The sequence below is a fragment of the Stenotrophomonas sp. HITSZ_GD genome (assembly GCF_029543105.1).
Lineage (GTDB): Bacteria > Pseudomonadota > Gammaproteobacteria > Xanthomonadales > Xanthomonadaceae > Stenotrophomonas_A.
In genome coordinates this window covers 189,837-208,781 of sequence record NZ_JARQXB010000002.1, presented here as the reverse complement: position 1 = coordinate 208,781, position 18,945 = coordinate 189,837, and the positions used below count along the sequence as shown (strand labels likewise).

Sequence of the window (18,945 nt, the reverse complement as noted above, 5' to 3'; positions counted from 1 at the left end):
AGTGACCGCATGACCGCCCGCCCGCTGATGCTCGCCTTGTCCTTGCTGCTCTCCCCCGTGCTCGCGCCCTCGCAGGCCAGCGCCGCGGCGCCCGCCCTGGCCGCCGTGCCGCAGGTGGACGAGGCCGAAGCGCAGCGCCTGGCCGAGCGCGTACGCGAGGAAACGCGGCATGCGTGGCAGGGCTACATGCGCCACGCACAGGGCCACGACGACCTGATGCCGCTCAGTGGCGGCGCCCACGACTGGTACGCGCAACCGCTGCTGATGTCGCCGGTCGATGCGCTCGATACCCTGATGTTGATGGGCCTGGACGAGGAAGCCGCGCAAGCGCGCGAGCTCATCGTCACGCGGCTGTCGTTCGACCAGGACATCGACGTGCAGAACTTCGAGGTCACCATCCGCCTGCTCGGGGGGCTGTTGTCGGCCTACCAGCTCAGCGGCGACGAGCGCCTGCTCGCGCTGGCCGAGGACCTGGGCCGCCGCCTGCTGCCGGTGTTCGACAGCCCCACCGGTTTGCCGTACACGCACGTCAACCTGCGCACCGGCAAGACGAGCGGGGCAGTGAGCAATCCGGCCGAAACCGGCACGCTGCTGCTCGAGTTCGGCACCTTGGCGCGGCTCACCGGCAAGCCGGTGTATTACGACAAGGCCAAGCGGGCACTGGTGGAAACCTTCAAGCGCCGTTCGCCGATCGGCCTGGTGGGCGCGCAGATCGACGTTCAGACCGGCCGCTGGGTGGACCGCACCAGCCACATCGCCGGCGGCATCGACTCGTACTACGAGTACCTCTACAAATGCTGGAAGCTGTTCGGCGACGAAGATTGCCTGCGCATGTGGAAGCAGAGCATCGGGCCGGTGAACCGCTACCTCGCCGATGAAGTGCGCGACCACGAGCTGTGGTACGGCTATGCCGACATGGACAGCGGCCGCCGCACGGAGACCACCTATGGCGCGCTGGATGCGTTCATGCCCGCGCTGCTGGCGTTGTCCGGTGACGTGCCGCGCGCCCGTCGGCTGCAGGAATCCGGGCTGAAGATGTGGCGCCTGCATGGCATCGAGCCGGAGACGGTGGACTACAGCCGGATGACGGTGGGCTCGCCGGGCTACGCGCTGCGGCCGGAGATCGTCGAATCGGCGTACTACCTGCATCACTACACCGGCGATGCGCGTTACCGCGGCATGGGCAAGGTGTTCTTCGAGGATTTGGTGCGTGCCTGCCGCACCGACATCGGCTACGCCGCCCTGAAGAGCGTGGTCACCGGCGAGAAGCGGGACGCGATGCAGAGCTTCCTGTTCGCCGAGACGTTCAAGTACTACTACCTGTTGTTCGCGCCGGCCCGCAGGCTCGATTTCGATGCCGTGGTGTTCAACACCGAGGCCCATCCGCTGCGGCGCACGTGGAAGTGAGCCGCCGCGTCAGCGATTGATGCCGCGCGCGCCGGTGTTGCGCGCTGCAGCATGGCTTTGGGGCGATTGTTGTCTACAGTAGGCCCCGTCGCATCGTGCCCCCGGGGCACGATGCAGTCATCACGAGCACGCAGCGTGGCCGCTGCTTTTTTTGGCCGCCCCTATGGTAGCGCTACCATCCAGGCGCCAGGGCAGTGCCAGCGTTCGAGGAGGCGGGGTGGCGGGAGGTCGGACAGGCAAAGCGGGCAGCGGGCCGGCGCGGCGCGATCACGCCGCGACACGGGCGGCTTCAGCCCGCGGGCGGGGCGACGGATTCGCGCTTGACCAGCGCGTGGGCGAACACCTCGTCGGTGTTGCCCTCGCCATTGCGGATGCGGCGCAGCAGCAGGTCCACCGCGGCATCGGCCATCGTGCCGATGGGCTGGCGGATGGTGCTCAGCTCCGGCCACACCGTGGTGGCCGAGGTGCTGTCGTCGAAGCCGACCACCGACAGGTCGCGGGGTACGTCCATCCCGCGACGGTGCGCCACGGAAACCACCGCCGCGGCCATGTCGTCGTTGCTGCCGAACACCGCCGTGGGCGGCTGCTTGCGTGCCAGCAACTTCTCGGCGGCGAGCAGGCCCGAGCGGTAGGTGTAGTCGCCGTCCTGCACCAGGTGGCGGTCCAGCGGCAGGCCGGCGGCGTGCAGGGCAGCGCGGAAACCTTCGAAGCGGCGCTCGCTGGCGGCCATGTCGCCGCGGCCCTTGATGTAGCCGATGCGGCGGTGGCCCTGCGCGATCAGGTGTTCGGTGATCTCGCGCGCGGCGTGGAAATCGTCGATGCGCACGCAGGAGATGCGGTCCTTGAAGCGATCGGAGGCGATCGCCACCACGGGCACCTTGGCGCGCACGAATTCCTGCACCGCGGCTTCCGAATCGCACAGCGGCGGCGGCAGGATCACGCCCGAGACCCCCTTGGCCAGGCGCCGCGCGGCCTTGCGCTCGGCGTCGGCATCGAAATCTTCCCAGTAGTGGATCACCAGTTGCACCGCGGTATGCGAGGCGGCGTGCAGCACGCCGACCAGCAGGTCGCGCAGGTAGGCACCGGAAGGGCTGGTGTACACCAGCGCCAGGCGGGTGTTCTGCGCGGCGGCCAGCGCGCTGGCGGCCAGGTTGGGCGTGTAGCCGAGCTTGTCGACGGCGCGCATGACGCGCTCGCGGGTGTCCTCGCGGACGTTGCTCTTGCCGTTGACCACGCGGGACACGGTCATCGGCGAGACCTTCGCCAGCGCGGCCACGTCGTCGATGGTGGTGGCCTGGCCCTTGCGCCGGATGGATCGGTTGTCCTTGCTCAAGCCTCGCCCCTTCGGCGTCGCACGGTTCCACGGCATGGTAGCGATAACCGCGCCGTGCGGCGACGGGGCGGTCCGATGGCCGGCGCCTGCTGATGTCCGGCGCGTGGCAGCCCGCCCCGGGGCACTGGCTTGCCAGGCTTCTCGCCCTCGTGCTGGCCGTGTCGGCGATGGGCCACGCGCATGCCGAGGACGGCTACGACCTGTGGCTGCGCTACGGGCCGCTGCCGGCCGCGCAGGCGGAGGGAATTCGCGCGCAGTGGGAAGTGGTGGTTGCGCCGCGCGATACCGAAGTGCAGCGCTCGGCGCGCGAAGAATTGCTGCGCGGCCTTGCCGGGCTGCTCGGCCATGCGCCGCCCGAGGCCGCCACCCCGCAAGGCAGCGGCGCGCTGGTGGTCGGAACGCCGGCCTCCTCGCCGCTGGTGGCGCAGCTGCGGCTGCCCTTGCGTGGGCTGGGCAGGGAAGGCTACGTGATCGAGCGCGTGGAGCACGCGGGCCGCGCGCTCACGGTCATCGCCGCGCCGGACGATATCGGCACGCTGTACGGCGTGTTCCATCTGCTGCGGCTGCTGCAGACCGGCCAGGACGTGTCGGCGCTCGCCGTCCGCGAGCAGCCCCGGCTGCAGCTGCGCGTGCTCGACCATTGGGACAACCTGGACCGCAGCGTGGAGCGCGGCTACGCGGGCGAATCGATCTGGGACTGGCACAAGCTGCCCGGCTGGCTGGACCCGCGCTACACCGACTACGCGCGCGCCAATGCCTCCATCGGGCTCAATGGCGCGGTGCTCAACAACGTCAACGCCAGCGCGCAGAGCCTGGCGCCGGCCTACCTGGAGAAGGCGGCCGCGCTGGCCGGGGTGCTGCGGCCGTGGGGCATCCGCGTGTACCTGAGCGCGCGTTTCAGCGCGCCGATCGAACTCGGCGGCCTGGATACGGCCGACCCGCGCGATCCCCGCGTGCGGCGCTGGTGGGCCGCCAAGGCCGACGAGATCTACCGCCTGATCCCGGATTTCGGCGGTTTCCTGGTGAAAGCCAATTCCGAAGGCCAGCCCGGCCCGCAGGATTACGGGCGCAGCCATGCCGAAGGCGCCAACCTGCTCGCCGATGCATTGCGGCCGCATGGCGGCGTGGTGATGTGGCGCGCGTTCGTGTACTCGCACGCGCAGCCGGACGACCGCGCCAAGCAGGCCTACGACGAATTCGTGCCGCTCGATGGCCGCTTCGCCGACAACGTGTTGCTGCAGGTCAAGAACGGGCCCATCGACTTCCAGCCGCGCGAGCCGTTCCATCCGCTGTTCGGGGCGATGCCGAAGACGCCGCTGATGATGGAGTTCCAGATCACCAAGGAGTACCTGGGCTTCGCCACGCACCTGGCGTACCTCGGTACGCTGTACGAGGAAACGCTGCAGTCCGATACGCAGCGCCCTGGCCCGGGGCATCCCGTCGCGCAGGTGATCGAAGGGCACGGCCACGCGCTCAGCGGCATGGCCGGCGTGGCCAACCTCGGCAGCGACCGCAACTGGTGCGGTTCGATCTTCGACCAGGCCAACTGGTATGCCTTTGGCCGCCTGGCCTGGAATCCGCGCCAATCCGCGCGCGTGATCGCGCAGGACTGGGTGGGCATGACCTTCAGCAGCGACCCCGCCTTCCTCGCGCCGGTGGTGGCGATGATGATGGCCTCGCGCGAGGCCGTGGTCGACTACATGACCCCGCTGGGCCTGCACCACCTCATGGGCCGCGGACACCACTACGGGCCGGCGCCGTGGGATGCCGGCAGCGAACGTCCGGATTGGGACCCGGTCTACTACCACCGCGCGGACGCGCAGGGCATCGGCTTCGCGCGCGGTCGCTCGGGCAGCAATGCGGTGGCGCAGTACGCCCCGGCCCTGGCCCGCCAGTTCGACGACCCGCGGCGCGTGCCCGAACGCGAACTGCTGTGGTTCCACCATGTGCCGTGGGATTACCGCATGGCCTCCGGCCGCACGCTGTGGGACGAACTGGTGCTGCATTACGCGCGTGGCGTGGACCAGGTGGCGGCGATGCGCGCGACGTGGGCCGGGCTGTCGCCTTACGTGGACGCGCAGCGCTACCGGCAGGTCGCCAGCTTCCTGGCGATCCAGCAACAGGAGGCGCAGTGGTGGCGCGATGCGAGCATCGCCTACTGGCAATCGATCAACGGCCTGCCGCTGCCCGTCGGGCAGGCACCGCCGCCGCATTCGCTGTCTTACTACCAATCGCTGAAGTTTCCTTTCGCCCCGGGCCACCATTGAACGCGGGAATCCGATGAAGCCGATCCGCCACTCGCTATGGCTGTTGCTCTCCCTCGCCACGCCGGTATTGGCCGCGCCGTTGCAGTTCGATGGTCCGTTCGACGAACACGCGGTGCTGCAACGCGACCAGCCGCTGCATATCCGCGGGCAGGGCACGCCTGGCGCCCAGGTGCAGGTGCGCCTGGGGCCGCGGCAGGCCGTGGCCAAGGTGCGCGCCGATGGCCATTGGGTCGCCACGCTGGCGGCGCAGCCCGCGGGAGGCCCCTTCGTGCTGGAGGCGCGCTCGGGCGATGCGCAGGTGCAGGCGGCGGACGTGCTGCTCGGCGACGTGTGGCTGTGCTCGGGGCAATCGAACATGGAGCTGCCGGTGGAGCGCACGCTGGATGCGCGCTCGGAGTTGCTCAACGCGAGGCATGACGACATCCGCCTGCTGAGCATCGCGCAGGCAGCCAGCCCGCAGCCGCTCGCCACATTCGCCACGGCGCCGTCCTGGCAGCGCGCCGACGGCGACAGCGTGCGCGAGTTCTCCGCGGCCTGCTACTACTTCGCGCGCGAACTGCAGCAGCGCGTGCAGGTGCCGATGGGCCTGATTGACGCGTCGTGGGGCGGTTCGCGTATCCAGGCCTGGCTCAGCGCCGATGTCCTGGCGCGCGCGGGCCTGTATGCCCGGGAGGAAGCCGTGCTGGCGCGCTATGCGCAGGACCCGCAGCAGGCGGCCGCGCAATGGGGCACGCTTTGGCAGGGCTGGTGGCGCCAGCAGCCGGGCATCGCCGACGGCGATGCCCCCTGGGACCCGCTGTCCGCGCCGCAGGGCACGTGGTCGCCCGCGCCCGTCGCGCTGGGCGCGTGGGAGCACTGGGGCGTGCCAGCGCTGGCGGCGTTCGACGGCCTGGTGTGGTTCCGCGCCGAGGTGGAACTCACTGCCGCGCAGGCGGCGCAGGCCCGCACGCTGGCCATCGGCAGCGCCGACGAGATCGACATGACCTGGGCCAACGGCCGCGCCGTGGGCAGCCGCAACGGCGGCGAGCCGCGCGCGTATGCGCTGCCGGCAGGGCTGCTGCATGCCGGGCGCAACCTCGTCACGGTCGCGGTGCTCGATACCTATCGCGATGGCGGGCTGATCGGGCCACCGGATGCGCAAGCGGTGATCCTCGACGATGGCAGCCGGGTACCGCTCTCGGGTTGGCAATACCGCGCGATGCCCGCGGGTTTCGCGTCGCCACCGCCGGCGCCTTGGCAATCGGCCAGCGGGCTGTCCACGCTCTACAACGGCATGATCGCGCCGCTCGGCGCGGTCGGCCTGCGCGGTGCGCTCTGGTACCAGGGCGAATCCAACACGGGCGAGCCTGCGCTGTATGGCCGGCTGTTGCGCCTGTATCGCCAGGACCTGCGCCGGCAGTTCGGCGCGGCGTTGCCGCTGCTGGTCGTGCAGCTCGCCGGTTACGGCGCGCCGCCCACGCAGCCGGACGAGAGCGGCTGGGCTTCACTGCGCGAGCAGCAGCGAAGCGTCGTGGCCGAAGACGCGCATTCGGGCTTGGCCGTGGCGGTGGATATCGGCGAACGCACGGACATCCATCCGGCCAACAAGCAGGAACTGGGTCGCCGCCTGGCGCGCGTGGCGCGGCACGTGGTCTATGGCGAAGCGCTGGCGCCCGCCGGCCCGGTGGCCGACACGGCCACGCGCGAAGGTGGGGCCGTGGTGCTGCGCTTGGCGCAAGTGGAACAGGGTTTGGTCGCCTACAGCGCCGCGCGCCCGATTGGCTTCGAACTGTGCGGTGAAGTCGCCGGCACCTGCCGCTATGTCGATGCGCGCATCGAAGGGGCGGCCGTCACGCTCGACGTGCCGGCCGGCGCCCCCGCCGCGCGCGTGCGCTACTGCTGGGCGGACAACCCCGTGTGCACGCTGTACGACGGCAATGGCCTGCCGGCCGGGCCCTTCGAAATCCCGGTCCATTGATGTCCCTTTCCTGGAGCCCGCAGATGAGCCCCTCTCTTGAACATGCCACGCCCGCGCCAGGCTGCCCTGGCGATCGCCGGATAGATGGAAGCGGTGATCCGCTCCGGGGTCATCGCGCGCCCGCCCTCGGGGGTGCGCCCGCACCGCGGCGCGATGCGAAGGGGAAGCGCTCGACACGCGCGCTCCTGCGCACCGTGCTCGTCGCGTTGGCGTTCGCGGGGTCGCAGGCCCAGGCCGCCACGCCGGTGGCGTTCGACGATTTCGTCTACCGAGGCGACGATGCCGCCTTCGCCACACCGCTGGCGAAAGGGCAATACCGCAACCCGGTGCTGAGCGGGTTCTATCCGGACCCGGCGGTGACGCGCGTGGGCGATCGCTATTACCTGGTCAACTCCACGTTCGCCTACTTTCCCGGCATCCCGGTATTCGAGAGCGAGGACCTGGTGCACTGGCGCTTGCTCGGGCACGCCATCGACCGGCCGGGCCAGCTCGACTTTTCCGGCCTGGGCACCTCGCGCGGCGTGTTCGCGCCCAGCATCGCGCACCACGGCGACACGTTCTACATCTTCAACACCGCGGTGGACAACGGCGGCAACTTCTACGTCACCGCGAAGGATCCGGCCGGGCCGTGGTCCGATCCGGTATGGCTGAAGGAGGTGGACGGCATCGACCCGTCGCTGTTCATCGACGACGACGGCAAGGCCTACCTGCTCAACAACGGCCCGCCGGAAGGCACGCCGCGCTATGCGGGGCATCGCGCGATCTGGCTGCAGGCATTCGACCTGGCGACGGGCCAGCCGACCGGCCCGCGCAAGGTACTGCTCGACGGCGGCGTGGAGCCGGCCAAGAACCCGATCTGGATCGAAGGCCCGCACATCTACCGTCGCGACGGCTGGTACTACCTGTCCTGCGCCGAAGGCGGCACCGGGCCGGAGCATTCGCAGGTGGTGCTGCGTGCGCGCTCGCCGTGGGGGCCCTTCGAACCGTACGCGCACAACCCGATCCTCACCCAGCGCGACCTGCCGGCCGATCGCCCGCATCCCATCGCCAACGCCGGCCACGCCGACCTGGTCGAAGGCCGCGACGGGCGTTGGTGGGCCGTGTTCCTGGCCAGCCGCATTTACGGGGAAGGCCATTACCAGACCGGGCGGGAGACCTTCCTGCTGCCGGTGGAATGGCGCGATGGCTGGCCGGTGATCCTCGATGCCGGCCAGGCGATCCCGCAGGTCGCCAACGGCCCTTCCTGGCAACGCGGCGATGCCACGCAGGCCACGCGCAGCGGCAACTTCACCTGGCGCGACGATTTCGGCGCCAAGACGCTCGACCCCGAATGGATCAGCCTGCGCGCCGCGCCGGCATGGGCCGACCTGCGCAGCCAGCCCGGCGTGCTGCTGATCTCCCCGCGTGCCGATGGGCTGGAAGGCCACGGCCTGCCCGCGTTCCTGGGCCGGCGGCAGCAGCACCAGCGGTTCGAGGCGCAGGTGCGCGTGCAGCCGCCGGGCGAGCAGGGCGTGACCGCCGGCCTGGCCCTCTACCAGGACGAAGCGCACTGGTACGTGCTGGGCGTGCAGCGCACCGCGCGGGGGCTGGAAGTATTCGTGCAGAAGCAGACGCCGGAAGGCCGGCAGGTGGTCGCGCATCGGTCGATCCCCGCCGGCGCCGCGCTGCACCTGCGCATCCAGGCCGATGCCGGCCTGGGCGATTTCGCCTTCGACACCGGCGCCGGCTGGCAGCCGCTGCGCGAGCGCGAGGACATCCACGTACTGAGCACCGATCTGGCCGGCGGTTTCGTCGGCGTCACGGTCGGGCCTTATGCCAGGGCCGAAGCGGCCCCTTTCCAGGAGGACTGACATGCCATCGCTGTCCCAACGCGGCCGCAAGGCCATTGCCCTGGCCGTCGCGCTGTCGCTGCTGCCGCTGGCGGCGGGGGCCGCCGACGCCCCGGCCAGCGGCGACAAGCCGCTCTACCTCGACCCGGACCGTGCGTTCGAGGCGCGCGCGGCCGACCTGGTCTCGCGCATGACGCTGGAGGAGAAAGTCAGCCAGATGCAGAACAGCGCCGCGGCGATCCCGCGCCTGGGCGTGCCGGCCTACGACTGGTGGAACGAAGCGCTGCACGGCGTGGCGCGCGCGGGCGGGGCCACCGTGTTCCCGCAGGCCATCGCGATGGCCGCCACGTTCGATGCGCCGCTGATGCACCAGATCGCCACCACCATCAGCGACGAGGCGCGCGCCAAGCACCACGAGTTCCTGCGCCAGGACCAGCACGGACGCTACCAGGGGCTCACGTTCTGGTCGCCGAACATCAACATCTTCCGCGACCCGCGCTGGGGCCGCGGGCAGGAGACCTATGGCGAGGATCCGTACCTGACTTCACGCATGGGCGTGAATTTCGTCCAAGGCCTGCAAGGCGACGACCCGAAGTACCGCAAGGTCGACGCCACCGCCAAGCACTTCGCCGTGCACAGCGGCCCGGAACACAACCGCCACGAGTTCGACGTGCACCCGGACCCGCGCGATCTCCACGAGACCTACCTGCCCGCGTTCCAGGCGCTGGTGCAGGAGGCGCACGTGGATGCGGTGATGGGCGCCTACAACCGCGTCAACGGCGAATCGGCCTCGGCCAGCCAGCTGCTGCTGCAGGACACGCTGCGGCGCGACTGGGGCTTCAAGGGCTACGTGGTGTCCGACTGCGATTCGATCGAGGACATCTACAAGCACCACAAGATCGTCGGCACCGCCGAAGAGGCCGCCGCGCTGGGCGTCAAGCGCGGGCTGGAGCTGAACTGCGGGCGCACGTATGCCGCGCTGACCGGGGCGGTGAAGCAAGGGCTCATCAGCGAGGCGGAGATCGACGCGGCGGTGCGCCAGTTGATGACCGCGCGCATGCGCCTGGGCATGTTCGATCCGCCCGAGCGCGTGCCCTACGCGAACATTCCCTATTCGGTGAACCAGGCGCCGGCCCATGACGCGCTGGCCCTGCGCGCCGCGCGCGAATCGCTGGTGCTGCTGAAGAACGATGGCGTGCTGCCGCTGTCGCCGTCGATCCGCCGCGTGGCGGTCATCGGCCCGACGGCCGACGATCCGATGGCGCTGCTGGGCAACTACTACGGCACGCCGGCCAACCCGGTCACCGTGCTCAAGGGCATCCGCAATGCCTTGCCCGATGCGCAGGTGGTGTATGCGCGCGGCAGCGACCTGGTCGAGCGGCGCGAGGACCCCGATGCCGACAGCCCGATCGAGCCGCGCTACCTGCGCCCCACCGCGCTGGCGAACGAGCGCGGCCTGCAGGGCGAGTATTTCCGCGGCAAGGACCTGCGCGGCGAACCCGCGCTCACCCGGCTGGACTCGCACGTGGCGTTCCGCTGGGACCGCGGCGCCCCCACCGACGATGCCGTCGCGCGCGGCGAACTGAGCCGGGAGAAGGCGCTGGCCAGCGACGATTTCAGCGTGCGCTGGACCGGCCAGCTGCTGCCGCCGCGCGATGGCGTGTACGACCTCAGCGTGACCGCCGACGACGGATTCCGCCTGTACTTGGACGGCAAGCTGTTGCTGGATCGCTGGAAGAACAGCGATCGCGCCCAGGCCCAGCACGCCAGCGTGGCACTGCGCAGCGGCCAGGCCTACGACCTGCGGCTGGAATACTACGACCACGAACGCGACGCCGCGGTGCGGCTGGCCTGGCGCCTGCCCGGCGGCGCGCCGCCGCTGGAGGAGGCGTTGCAGGCCGCGCGCGAGGCCGATGCGGTGATCTTCGTCGGCGGGCTCACCGGCGATGTCGAAGGCGAGGAGATGGATGTCAGCTATCCGGGCTTCTCCGGCGGCGACCGCACCGACCTGCGCTTGCCCAAGCCGCAACGCGAACTGCTCGAAGCGCTGCACGGCACCGGCAAGCCGGTGGTCGCGGTCCTGACCGCCGGCTCGGCGCTGGCCATCGACTGGGCGCAGCAGCACCTGCCGGCGATCCTGCTGGCGTGGTATCCCGGGCAGCGGGGCGGCGATGCAGTGGCCGATGCGTTGTTCGGCAAGACCAGCCCGGGCGGCCGCCTGCCGGTGACGTTCTACCGCGCCGACGCCACGCTGCCCGCCTTCGACGACTACGCGATGAAAGGGCGCACCTACCGCTACTACGAGGACACGCCGCTGTATCCGTTCGGCTTCGGCCTGAGCTACGCGCGTTTCGACTACTCGGCGTTGACGCTGGACCGCCGGCGCGGCAAGGCGGGCGATCCGCTGCAGGTGAAGCTCAAGGTGCGCAACAGCGGCAAGGTCGCCGCCGACGAGGTGGTGCAGCTGTACCTGCGGCCGGTGAACCCGGCGCGCCCGCGCGCGCTCAAGGAACTGCGTGGCTTCCAGCGCATCACGCTGCAACCGGGGGAGCAGCGCGAGATCGCCTTTGACGTGCAGCCCGAGCGCGACCTGCGCATCTACGACCCGCAGCGCCAGGCCTACCTGGTGGACGCGGGCCAGTACGAAGTGCAGGTGGGCGCATCGAGTGCGGACATCCGGCTCAAGCAAAGCTATACCGTGACGGATTGAGGCAAGGCGGCCGCATTCGCGCCGAGGCCCTCCGCGCTGCCCGCCGGCCGCGAGGGCGCAGCGGGCCACGGCGCGTGCGTTGACCGCCGCTGCAGCGCTGTACGATGCTGGGGCGGCGCAAGGGGGCTTGCGTCGAGACCTGCACGGGGAGCGCAACGATGAAGCGGATAGCGACGTGGACGATGGTGTGGGCCGGGCTGCTGGCCAGCGGCTGTGCGGCTGCCGCCGACGACGGGGTCGGCGGCCCGCTGTACGACCAGTTGCTCGGCCTGGACCAGGCGGTCTTCAACGCCTACAACGCCTGCGACCTGGAGGCCTTCAGTGGCTACTTCGCGCCGGATGTCGAGTTCTACCACGACACCGGCGGCGTCACGCACGACCGGCAGACCGTCATCGACAACACCCGCAAGTGGATCTGCCACAAGGTGCGCCGCGAGCTGATCGCCGGCACGTTCCGGGCCTATCCGCTGAAGGATTACGGGGCGCTCGCCGAAGGCGAGCATCGCTTCTGCGAATTGGCCAGCGGGCAATGCGAGGGCGTGGCGAAGTTCGTCATCGTCTGGCACCGGCAGGGTGACCAATGGCAGATCACCCGCGTGCTGAGCTACGGGCACCGCGCCCTGGCGCCTTGAGGCTCGGTCAGCGGCGCTGCGCCAGTTCGGTGAGGACGGACACCAGCGTGTCGTAATCGCGCGGTCCATCGTAGCGCTCGCCGTTGACGAACAGCGTCGGCGTCCCATTCACGCCGCTGCGCACGCCGCCCAGGAAGTCGGCCTCGATGCGCGCATCGTACTGGCCGGAGACCGCTTCGCCGAAGGCGGTGGGCGGCAGGCCGAGTTCGTGCGCGTAGCGGGCCAGGTCATGGTCGCCGAGCGCCTGCTGGTGTTCGTACAGCATGTCGTGCGCTTCCCAGAACTTGCCGTGCGCGCCGGCCGCCTCGGCGAACTGCGCGGCGCGCAGTGCATGCGGGTGCATTTCGGTCAGCGGGAAGTTGCGGAACACGAAGCGCAGCTGCGCGCCGAGCGCGGACTGCACCGCCTTGAGCAGCGGATATGCCTCGCCGCAGTAGGGGCATTCGTAATCACCGTATTCGACCAGCGTGACCGGTGCCTCGACAGGACCCTGGGTGTGGTCCTGGGCGGTGATGGGAAGGGTGAGGTGGCTCATGCGCGATCTCCGGAAGCGGCGGACAGCTTGTCGAGTGCGTCGAGGATGCCGTCTGCACCGGGATTGATGCCCAGCGGCGACAGGTGGCTCCACGCGATGCGGCCCTGCGCGTCGATCACGAACAGTGCGCGCTCGCTGATCCCGTCCGCATCGCGGTAGACGCCATAGCGGCGCGCCACCTCGCCCTTGGGCTCGAAATCGGCCAGCAGCGGGAAATGGAGCTTGCGCTGCTCGGCGAACGCGGCGTGGCACCACGCGCCATCGACCGAGATGCCGAGCAGTTGCGCGCCGGCGCGCTGGAACTCGGGCAGCACCTGGTTGTACAGCGCCATCTGGTCGCCGCAGACCGGGCTCCAGTCGGCGGGGTAGAAGGCCAGGATCACCGGCTGGCCACGCAGGGACGCCAGCGAGACGCGCTGGTCGGGCGTGGAGGGTAGTTCGAAATCGGGCGCCGGCGTGCCGGCGGGCAGGAGCGTGGAGGCGGACATGCGGGATCCTCGTGTCGGGAAAGAAGCGTGGATCGGGAGCGGACGGCGGCGGACGATGGCGCGGCGCGTGGGTGATCCGTGGCGATGACCGCTGGGGCGATGCGCGGTCGGGCAGGCAACTGCCAGCGTAATCGCACCGTGGCGCCCGGGCTTCACGCCGCCGTCAACCCGAAGCGCCTTCGCTCATTCATGTGGCTCAGGCAGGGTGCGCCGCGCCGGCGCGACGCAGCGTGATCAGCAGCGCGAGCGCGGGCAGCGCTACGCCGAGCACGGCCACGCCGTGCCAACCGAAGCGGTGCCACACTACCGCGGAGGCCCACGAGCCGACCGCGCCGCCGACGAACATCGAGGTCATGAACAGCGTATTGAGGCGGCTCTTGAACTCCGGATGCAGCCCGTAGATCAGGTGCTGGTGCGAGACCAGCGCGATCTGCACGCCGAAGTCCAGCGCGATCACGCCCACCACCAAGCCGGCGATGCCCGGCCATGCGCCGAGCACGATCCACGACACCAGCGTGGCCAGCGCGCCGAGGCGGATCACCCACGCCGGGCCGCGGCGGTCGGCCACGCGGCCGGCGACCGGCGCCATCGCCACGCCCACCGCGCCGACGATGCCGAACAGGCCCGCTGCGGTGGCGCCCAGATGCAGCGGCGGTTCGGCCAGGTGCAGCGAGAGCACGGTCCAGAACGCGGAGAAAGCGGCAAACAGCAGCGCCTGCACCAGCGCCGCCTGGCGCAGGCGCGGCTCGCGATGCCACAGCTGCCACAGCGAGGCGAGCAACTCGCGGTAACGCAGGCGATGGGCGGGCGCATGCGCGGGCAGGCTGCGCGCCATCAGCACGGCGGCGGCCAGCGCCACCGGTACGGCGATCCAGAACACCGCGCGCCACCCCACCGCGCTCGACAGCGCGCCGGCCGCCGTGCGGCTGAGCAGGATGCCGGTCAACAGGCCGCTCATCACCGTGCCGATCGCCGCGCCGCGCTTTTCCGGCGCGCACAGGATGGCGGCGAACGGCACGATCTGTTGCGCCACGGTGGCGGTGGCGCCCACCAGCACCGAGCCGATCGCCAGCATCGCCAGCCCCGGCGCGGCGGCGGTCAACGCCAGCGCCGCGGCCAGCACGACGAACTGCACCACGATCAAGCGGCGCCGCTCGAACATGTCGCCCAGCGGCAGCAACAGCAGCAGGCCGGCCGCGTAACCGGCCTGCGTGAGCGCGGGAATCCATGCACTGACCCGCGCGTCGCCGAGGCTGGCGGCCATGATCCCCAGCATCGGCTGGTTGTAGTAGATGTTCGCCACGGCGAGCCCGGCGGCCAGCGCCATGGCGAACAGCGGCGCGCGCGGCGCGGTGGAGGACAGCGGGGCCGAGGTGGCCATGGAAACTCCAGGAAAGACGGTAGGGAAGTGGCGCCCGCCGACGCGCGGCCGGCAGGCCCCGGCCGACGCGGCGGCGCCGCATCGGAACGAGATCAAAGCCAGTGCGCGACCACGGTGCGCGGTGGACGCGGGCCGGCGGCCCGCGCCCGGAAGCGCGACTCAGCGCTGGATGAATTCCAGCAGGTCGGCGTTGATCACATCGGCGTGCGTCGTGCACATGCCGTGCGGGAAGCCCTTGTACACCTTCAGCTCGCCGTGCTTGACCAGCTTCCACGACAGCTCGCCGGCATCGGCGATCGGCACGATCTGGTCGTCATCGCCGTGCATCACCAGCACCGGCACTTCGATCTTCTTCAGGTCCTCGGTGAAGTCGGTTTCCGAGAATGCCTTGATGCCGTCGTAGTGGGCCTTCGCGTTGCCCGCCATGCCCTGGCGCCACCAGTTCTGGATGGTGCCGGGAATGGCCTTGGCGCCCTCGCGGTTGAAGCCGTAGAACGGGCCGGTCGGCAGGTCGAGGTAGAACTGCGAGCGATTGGCGGCCAACTGCGCGCGCAGGCCGTCGAACACTTCGATCGGCAGGCCGCCCGGATTGGCGGGGGTCTTGACCATGATCGGCGGCACCGCGCCGATCAGCACCGCCTTGGCGACGCGGCCGGCCGGCTGGCCATAGCGCGCCACGTAGGCGGTGACTTCGCCGCCACCGGTGGAATGGCCGATGTGCACGGCGTTGCGCAGGTCCAGGTGTTCCATCACCGCGGCCGCGTCGGCGGCGTAGTGGTCCATGTCGTGGCCATCGGCCACATGCGAGGAACGGCCATGGCCGCGGCGGTCGTGCGCGACGACGCGGAAGCCCTTGCGGACGAAGAACAGCAGCTGTGCGTCCCAGTCATCGCTGGACAGCGGCCAACCATGGTGGAACACCAGCGGCTGGGCGTCCTTCGGGCCCCAGTCCTGGAAGAAGATATCGACGCCATCGCGGGTGGTCACAGTGTTCATCAGGGGATTCCTCATGTGGTGGGGTACAACGTGAACGCTACGGGGGTAGCAGCGGCGGCGAAATCCTACGGTCGGTTCGCCGCCTCATACGAAGGTGTGGGGCGTCATCGCCGCGCCAGGGCGCGGTCCACGCATTCGGCGATGAGGTCGGCCTCCACGGGCTTGGCGAGGAAGGCGAGCGCGCCACGCGCCAGTACGCGCGCGCGCATCGCCTCGGTGGGAAACGCGGTGAGCAGGATCACCGGAAAATCGTGACCGGCCGATTGCAGCGCCGCCTGCAGCTGCTCGCCATCCATGCCGGGCATGCGCATGTCGCTGATCAGGCAGGCCGGCGCGTGCGCCGGCAGCGCCTGCAGGAATTCGGCGGCCGAAGCATAGGTGAGCGTGTCGTAGCCCAACGCGCGCAGCAGGCTGGACAACGAGGCGCGTACGCCGCTGTCGTCGTCGACCACGGCGACGAGGCGGGCGCGGGCGTGAGGGTTCATGCCGGCAACTCCTTCGCGCCATGCGGCGCACGAAGGTGCGTCAAGCCGGCCCGATGGCGCATTTAGGCATGCGGGCACCGGGCTGAACATCATACGGAGGTGTGGGGCCCCTGGAGGCCCAGCGCTTCGGCCTGCCGCACGAGGTCGGCCAGCGAACGCACGCCCATCTTGCGCATCACGTTGCCGCGATGGATCTTCACGGTGATCTCGCTCAGGCCGATCAATCCGGCGACCTGCTTGTTCATCAACCCGGCCACCACGTGCGCCATGACCTCGCGTTCGCGCGGGGTCAGCGTCTGGTACTGCTCGCGCACCTGCGCCAGGCTCGCGGCCTGAGCACGACGCTGGCGGTCGCGTTCGATCGCCGCGCTCACCGCATCGAGCATGTCCTGGTCGCGGAAGGGCTTGGCGAGGAAATCCACCGCGCCGGCCTTCATCGCGCGCACCGTCATCGGGATGTCGCCGTGCCCGGTCATGAACACGATCGGCAGCGCCACCCCCTGCGCGACGAGTTGGGCCTGGAAATCCAGGCCACTGATCCCGGGCAGGCGCACGTCCAGCACCAGGCAGCCGGGCACGTCGGGCAGCGCCTGGGCCAGCAGCTCGGCCGGCGAGGCGAAGGTGCGCGCCTGCAGGCCGATGGAGCGGAACAGGCTGTCGAGGGCTTCGCGCACCGCGGCTTCATCGTCCACGATGACGACCAGCGGCACGGAGGAAGTCGGCGGAAGCGGGCTATGGCGCATGGGACGGGGCGTCGTGGTGGGCGGGCAGGGTCAGCTCGAACACGGTGCCACGGCCGGGCGTGCTTTCCACCGTGAGCTCGCCGCCGTGGGCCTGGGCGGTGGTGCGGCAGATCGCCAGCCCCATGCCCATGCCGTGCGGCTTGGTCGTGTAGAACGGATCGAACAGGCGCGGCAGGTCGGCGGGGGCGATGCCCGGTCCGGTGTCGGCGACGCGGAACGCCAGCGTAGCGTCCGCGCCGCGGCCGGCGTGAAGGAACAGCATGCGCGGCCCGCGCCAGCCGGCCAGGGCCTGGCAGGCATTGACCATCAGGTTCACCAGCACCTGCTCCAGCTGCACGCGGTCGCCGTGCAGCCAGGGCAGGTCGTCCTCGACATGCACGTGCACATCCACCGCTTCGCGGGTGAACTCGTGGCGTACCAGCTCCACCGCGTCGGCGAGCAGCGCCGCCGGTGCCAGCGGCTGGTGCAGCGTCGGCGCCTTGCTGAGGAAATCGCGCACCCGGCGCACGATGTCGCCGGCGCGCCGGCCTTCGGCGATGATCCGTGCGATGGCTGTCTCCACCTCGTGCAGGTCCGGCGTCTCGCGGCGCAACCAGCGCATGCCGGCCTCGCCATTGGTCACCACCGCCATCAACGGCTGGTTGACTTCGTGCGCGATGGAGGCGGTGAGCTCGCCCAGCGTCGCCACGCGCATGGCGTGCGCCAGTTCGGCCTGCGCGGCGAGCATGGCGTCCTGCGCTTGCCGGCGCTCGGTGATGTCCACCACGAACACCAGCACGCTGCCGGCGCCATCCTCGGCGGTGGGGAAGGTGATGGTGAACAGCACGGGCACGCGCCGGCCGTCGGCGCGCAGCAATTCGGTCTCGCCTTCGAAGAACGTCTCGCCGCCGGCATAGGCGAGCAGCGAGGCGACGAAGGTATCGTCGGCGGGATCGAGCAGTTCGGAGAGCGAGGCCGGCATGGCCGCTTGCGCGTGCCCGGCGATAGCGGCGAAGGCGGGATTCGTGCGCTCGATGCGCACCAGGTCGCGGGCCTGCGCGGCGAAGCCGGGGTGCCGCGCGAGATGGGCGGCCAGCGCGGACGGGGTGTCGAGCCCTTGCGCGAGCAGCGCGGCGTGGAGCGCGCGCCAGTCCTGCTGCACCACGCCGATGCGGGTGGCGTCGAACATGCGGCGGTAGCGCTGCTCGCTTTGCACCAGCCGGGCATGGGCGGCCTGTCGCGCGGTGACGTCGGTGTGGGTTTCCAGCACGCGCCATGGACGTCCGGCGGCATCGCGCTGCAGCGCCCAGCGGCTTTCCACGTGCAGTTCGCGGCCGTCGCGCGTGGTCTGCAGCAGCGTGCCTTCCCAGCGGCCTTCGGCTTCCAGCGCCGCGTCGGCCAGCGCGCGCGGTTGCGCGTAGCGCGTGCGCAGCAGTTCGTCGGCGACGCGGCCCAACGCCTCCGGCGCGCTGAAGCCGTAGACCTCCGCGGCGCCGCGGCTCCAGAACGCGATGCGCCCGTCGCGGTCGCGGGTGAAGATCATGTCGTGCGAGAGGTCCAGCAGCATGGCCTGCGAGGCCAGCGACTGCACCGCGCGTTGGTTCTCCAGCGCCAGCGCGGCGCTGATCGCGATGGCCGCCAGGCTCACCGCCGCGCGAAAGGTCTGCGCGCCGACGTGGCGCAGGCCGTGGGTATCCAGATAGGCGTAGACCGTGAGCACGATGCCCGCCGCGGCGACGGCCAGGATGTCGCCCCGGCGCGCCGTGCGCGCGACCAGCATCACCGCCACCACGTAGAGCACCGCCACCGCGCCTTCCAGCGTGGTCAGCGTGTCGACCAGGAAGATCGCCCCCACCAGCAGGGCAGCCCCCAGGCGCAACGCGCCCTGCTGCAGGCGCTCGCGTGGCGGGGCGGCAGCCCGTCCGGCGCTAGTCGGGGAGGGCGTGTGCGGTGCGGCGGCAGGAGGGAGCATGCGGCAAGGCTCCGGTTCGACGGGACGGGGGCGCGGGGGACGGCCCGCCGATCATAGACGCGGCCCGGCGGGGTGGCTGGTACGGCCGTGCGCTTGGGCGCAGCCCCACACCAAGGTATGAGCGCGCGAAACGAACCGGCAATGTTGCCGGCCGCCGTGCCTGGCTACGTTGTGCGCCATGCCGGACACCGCCATGCGGTTCCGGTCCTTACCTTCCGCCACCGCAGGAGA

General features: G+C 70.6%; 14 protein-coding genes. 6 read left to right on the top strand and 8 right to left on the bottom strand.

Features of this window, described 5'->3' with window-relative positions; translation table 11 throughout:
• The first annotated feature begins 9 nt into the window (after positions 1 to 9).
• Positions 10 to 1,407, top strand: coding sequence for a glycoside hydrolase family 47 protein (locus P6166_RS02790; protein ID WP_277763014.1), 1,398 nt, complete (start codon positions 10 to 12; stop codon positions 1,405 to 1,407).
• Positions 1,408 to 1,696: 289 nt separating this feature from the next.
• Here P6166_RS02790 and P6166_RS02785 read toward each other — a convergent pair whose 3' ends face one another.
• A complete protein-coding gene (locus tag P6166_RS02785; RefSeq protein ID WP_277763013.1) occupies positions 1,697 to 2,740 on the bottom strand; it encodes a LacI family DNA-binding transcriptional regulator in 1,044 nt (347 codons plus the stop codon).
• Between the two features lie 92 nt (positions 2,741 to 2,832).
• Here P6166_RS02785 and P6166_RS02780 point away from each other — a divergent pair, with 92 nt between their 5' ends.
• The 5 genes from P6166_RS02780 to P6166_RS02760 all read left to right on the top strand — a co-directional run bounded on the left by P6166_RS02780 (position 2,833) and on the right by P6166_RS02760 (position 12,135).
• The gene (locus P6166_RS02780; RefSeq protein WP_277763012.1) at positions 2,833 to 5,007 is read left to right on the top strand and encodes an alpha-glucuronidase family glycosyl hydrolase; all 2,175 of its coding nucleotides are present in this window, start codon (positions 2,833 to 2,835) and stop codon (positions 5,005 to 5,007) included.
• Between the two features lie 13 nt (positions 5,008 to 5,020).
• Complete coding sequence (locus P6166_RS02775; RefSeq protein WP_277763011.1) at positions 5,021 to 6,964, top strand: sialate O-acetylesterase; 1,944 nt, start codon at positions 5,021 to 5,023, stop codon at positions 6,962 to 6,964.
• Positions 6,965 to 7,158: 194 nt separating this feature from the next.
• Positions 7,159 to 8,814 carry a glycoside hydrolase family 43 protein gene (locus P6166_RS02770; protein ID WP_277763010.1) on the top strand — a complete coding sequence of 552 codons (1,656 nt, stop codon included), beginning with the start codon at positions 7,159 to 7,161 and terminating at the stop codon, positions 8,812 to 8,814.
• Between the two features lies 1 nt (position 8,815).
• Complete coding sequence (locus tag P6166_RS02765) at positions 8,816 to 11,503, top strand: glycoside hydrolase family 3 C-terminal domain-containing protein (RefSeq protein WP_277763009.1); 2,688 nt, start codon at positions 8,816 to 8,818, stop codon at positions 11,501 to 11,503.
• A gap of 158 nt (positions 11,504 to 11,661) precedes the next feature.
• The gene (locus tag P6166_RS02760) at positions 11,662 to 12,135 is read left to right on the top strand and encodes a nuclear transport factor 2 family protein (protein WP_277763008.1); all 474 of its coding nucleotides are present in this window, start codon (positions 11,662 to 11,664) and stop codon (positions 12,133 to 12,135) included.
• A gap of 7 nt (positions 12,136 to 12,142) precedes the next feature.
• Here the strand turns inward: P6166_RS02760 and P6166_RS02755 are convergent, their stop codons facing one another.
• The 7 genes from P6166_RS02755 to P6166_RS02725 form a co-directional block, all read right to left on the bottom strand.
• Positions 12,143 to 12,670: a thioredoxin domain-containing protein gene (locus tag P6166_RS02755; protein ID WP_277763007.1), complete on the bottom strand. Its 528-nt coding sequence runs from the start codon at positions 12,668 to 12,670 to the stop codon at positions 12,143 to 12,145.
• On the bottom strand, positions 12,667 to 13,158 hold the full coding sequence (locus tag P6166_RS02750) for a redoxin domain-containing protein (RefSeq protein WP_277763006.1): 492 nt from the start codon (positions 13,156 to 13,158) through the stop codon (positions 12,667 to 12,669). Before P6166_RS02750 ends, P6166_RS02755 begins: the two co-directional genes overlap by 4 nt.
• 196 nt (positions 13,159 to 13,354) lie before the next feature.
• Positions 13,355 to 14,539, bottom strand: a complete 1,185-nt coding sequence (locus P6166_RS02745) for an MFS transporter (protein WP_277763005.1) — start codon at positions 14,537 to 14,539, stop codon at positions 13,355 to 13,357.
• Positions 14,540 to 14,698: 159 nt separating this feature from the next.
• Positions 14,699 to 15,535 carry an alpha/beta hydrolase gene (locus P6166_RS02740; RefSeq protein WP_277763004.1) on the bottom strand — a complete coding sequence of 279 codons (837 nt, stop codon included), beginning with the start codon at positions 15,533 to 15,535 and terminating at the stop codon, positions 14,699 to 14,701.
• Between the two features lie 104 nt (positions 15,536 to 15,639).
• On the bottom strand, positions 15,640 to 16,020 hold the full coding sequence (locus P6166_RS02735) for a response regulator (protein WP_277763003.1): 381 nt from the start codon (positions 16,018 to 16,020) through the stop codon (positions 15,640 to 15,642).
• 89 nt (positions 16,021 to 16,109) lie between these two features.
• The gene (locus tag P6166_RS02730) at positions 16,110 to 16,763 is read right to left on the bottom strand and encodes a response regulator transcription factor (protein WP_277763002.1); all 654 of its coding nucleotides are present in this window, start codon (positions 16,761 to 16,763) and stop codon (positions 16,110 to 16,112) included.
• The gene (locus tag P6166_RS02725; protein ID WP_277763001.1) at positions 16,753 to 18,714 is read right to left on the bottom strand and encodes an ATP-binding protein; all 1,962 of its coding nucleotides are present in this window, start codon (positions 18,712 to 18,714) and stop codon (positions 16,753 to 16,755) included. The genes P6166_RS02730 and P6166_RS02725 overlap by 11 nt, the downstream gene beginning before the upstream one ends.
• Between the last annotated feature and the right edge of the window lie 231 nt (positions 18,715 to 18,945).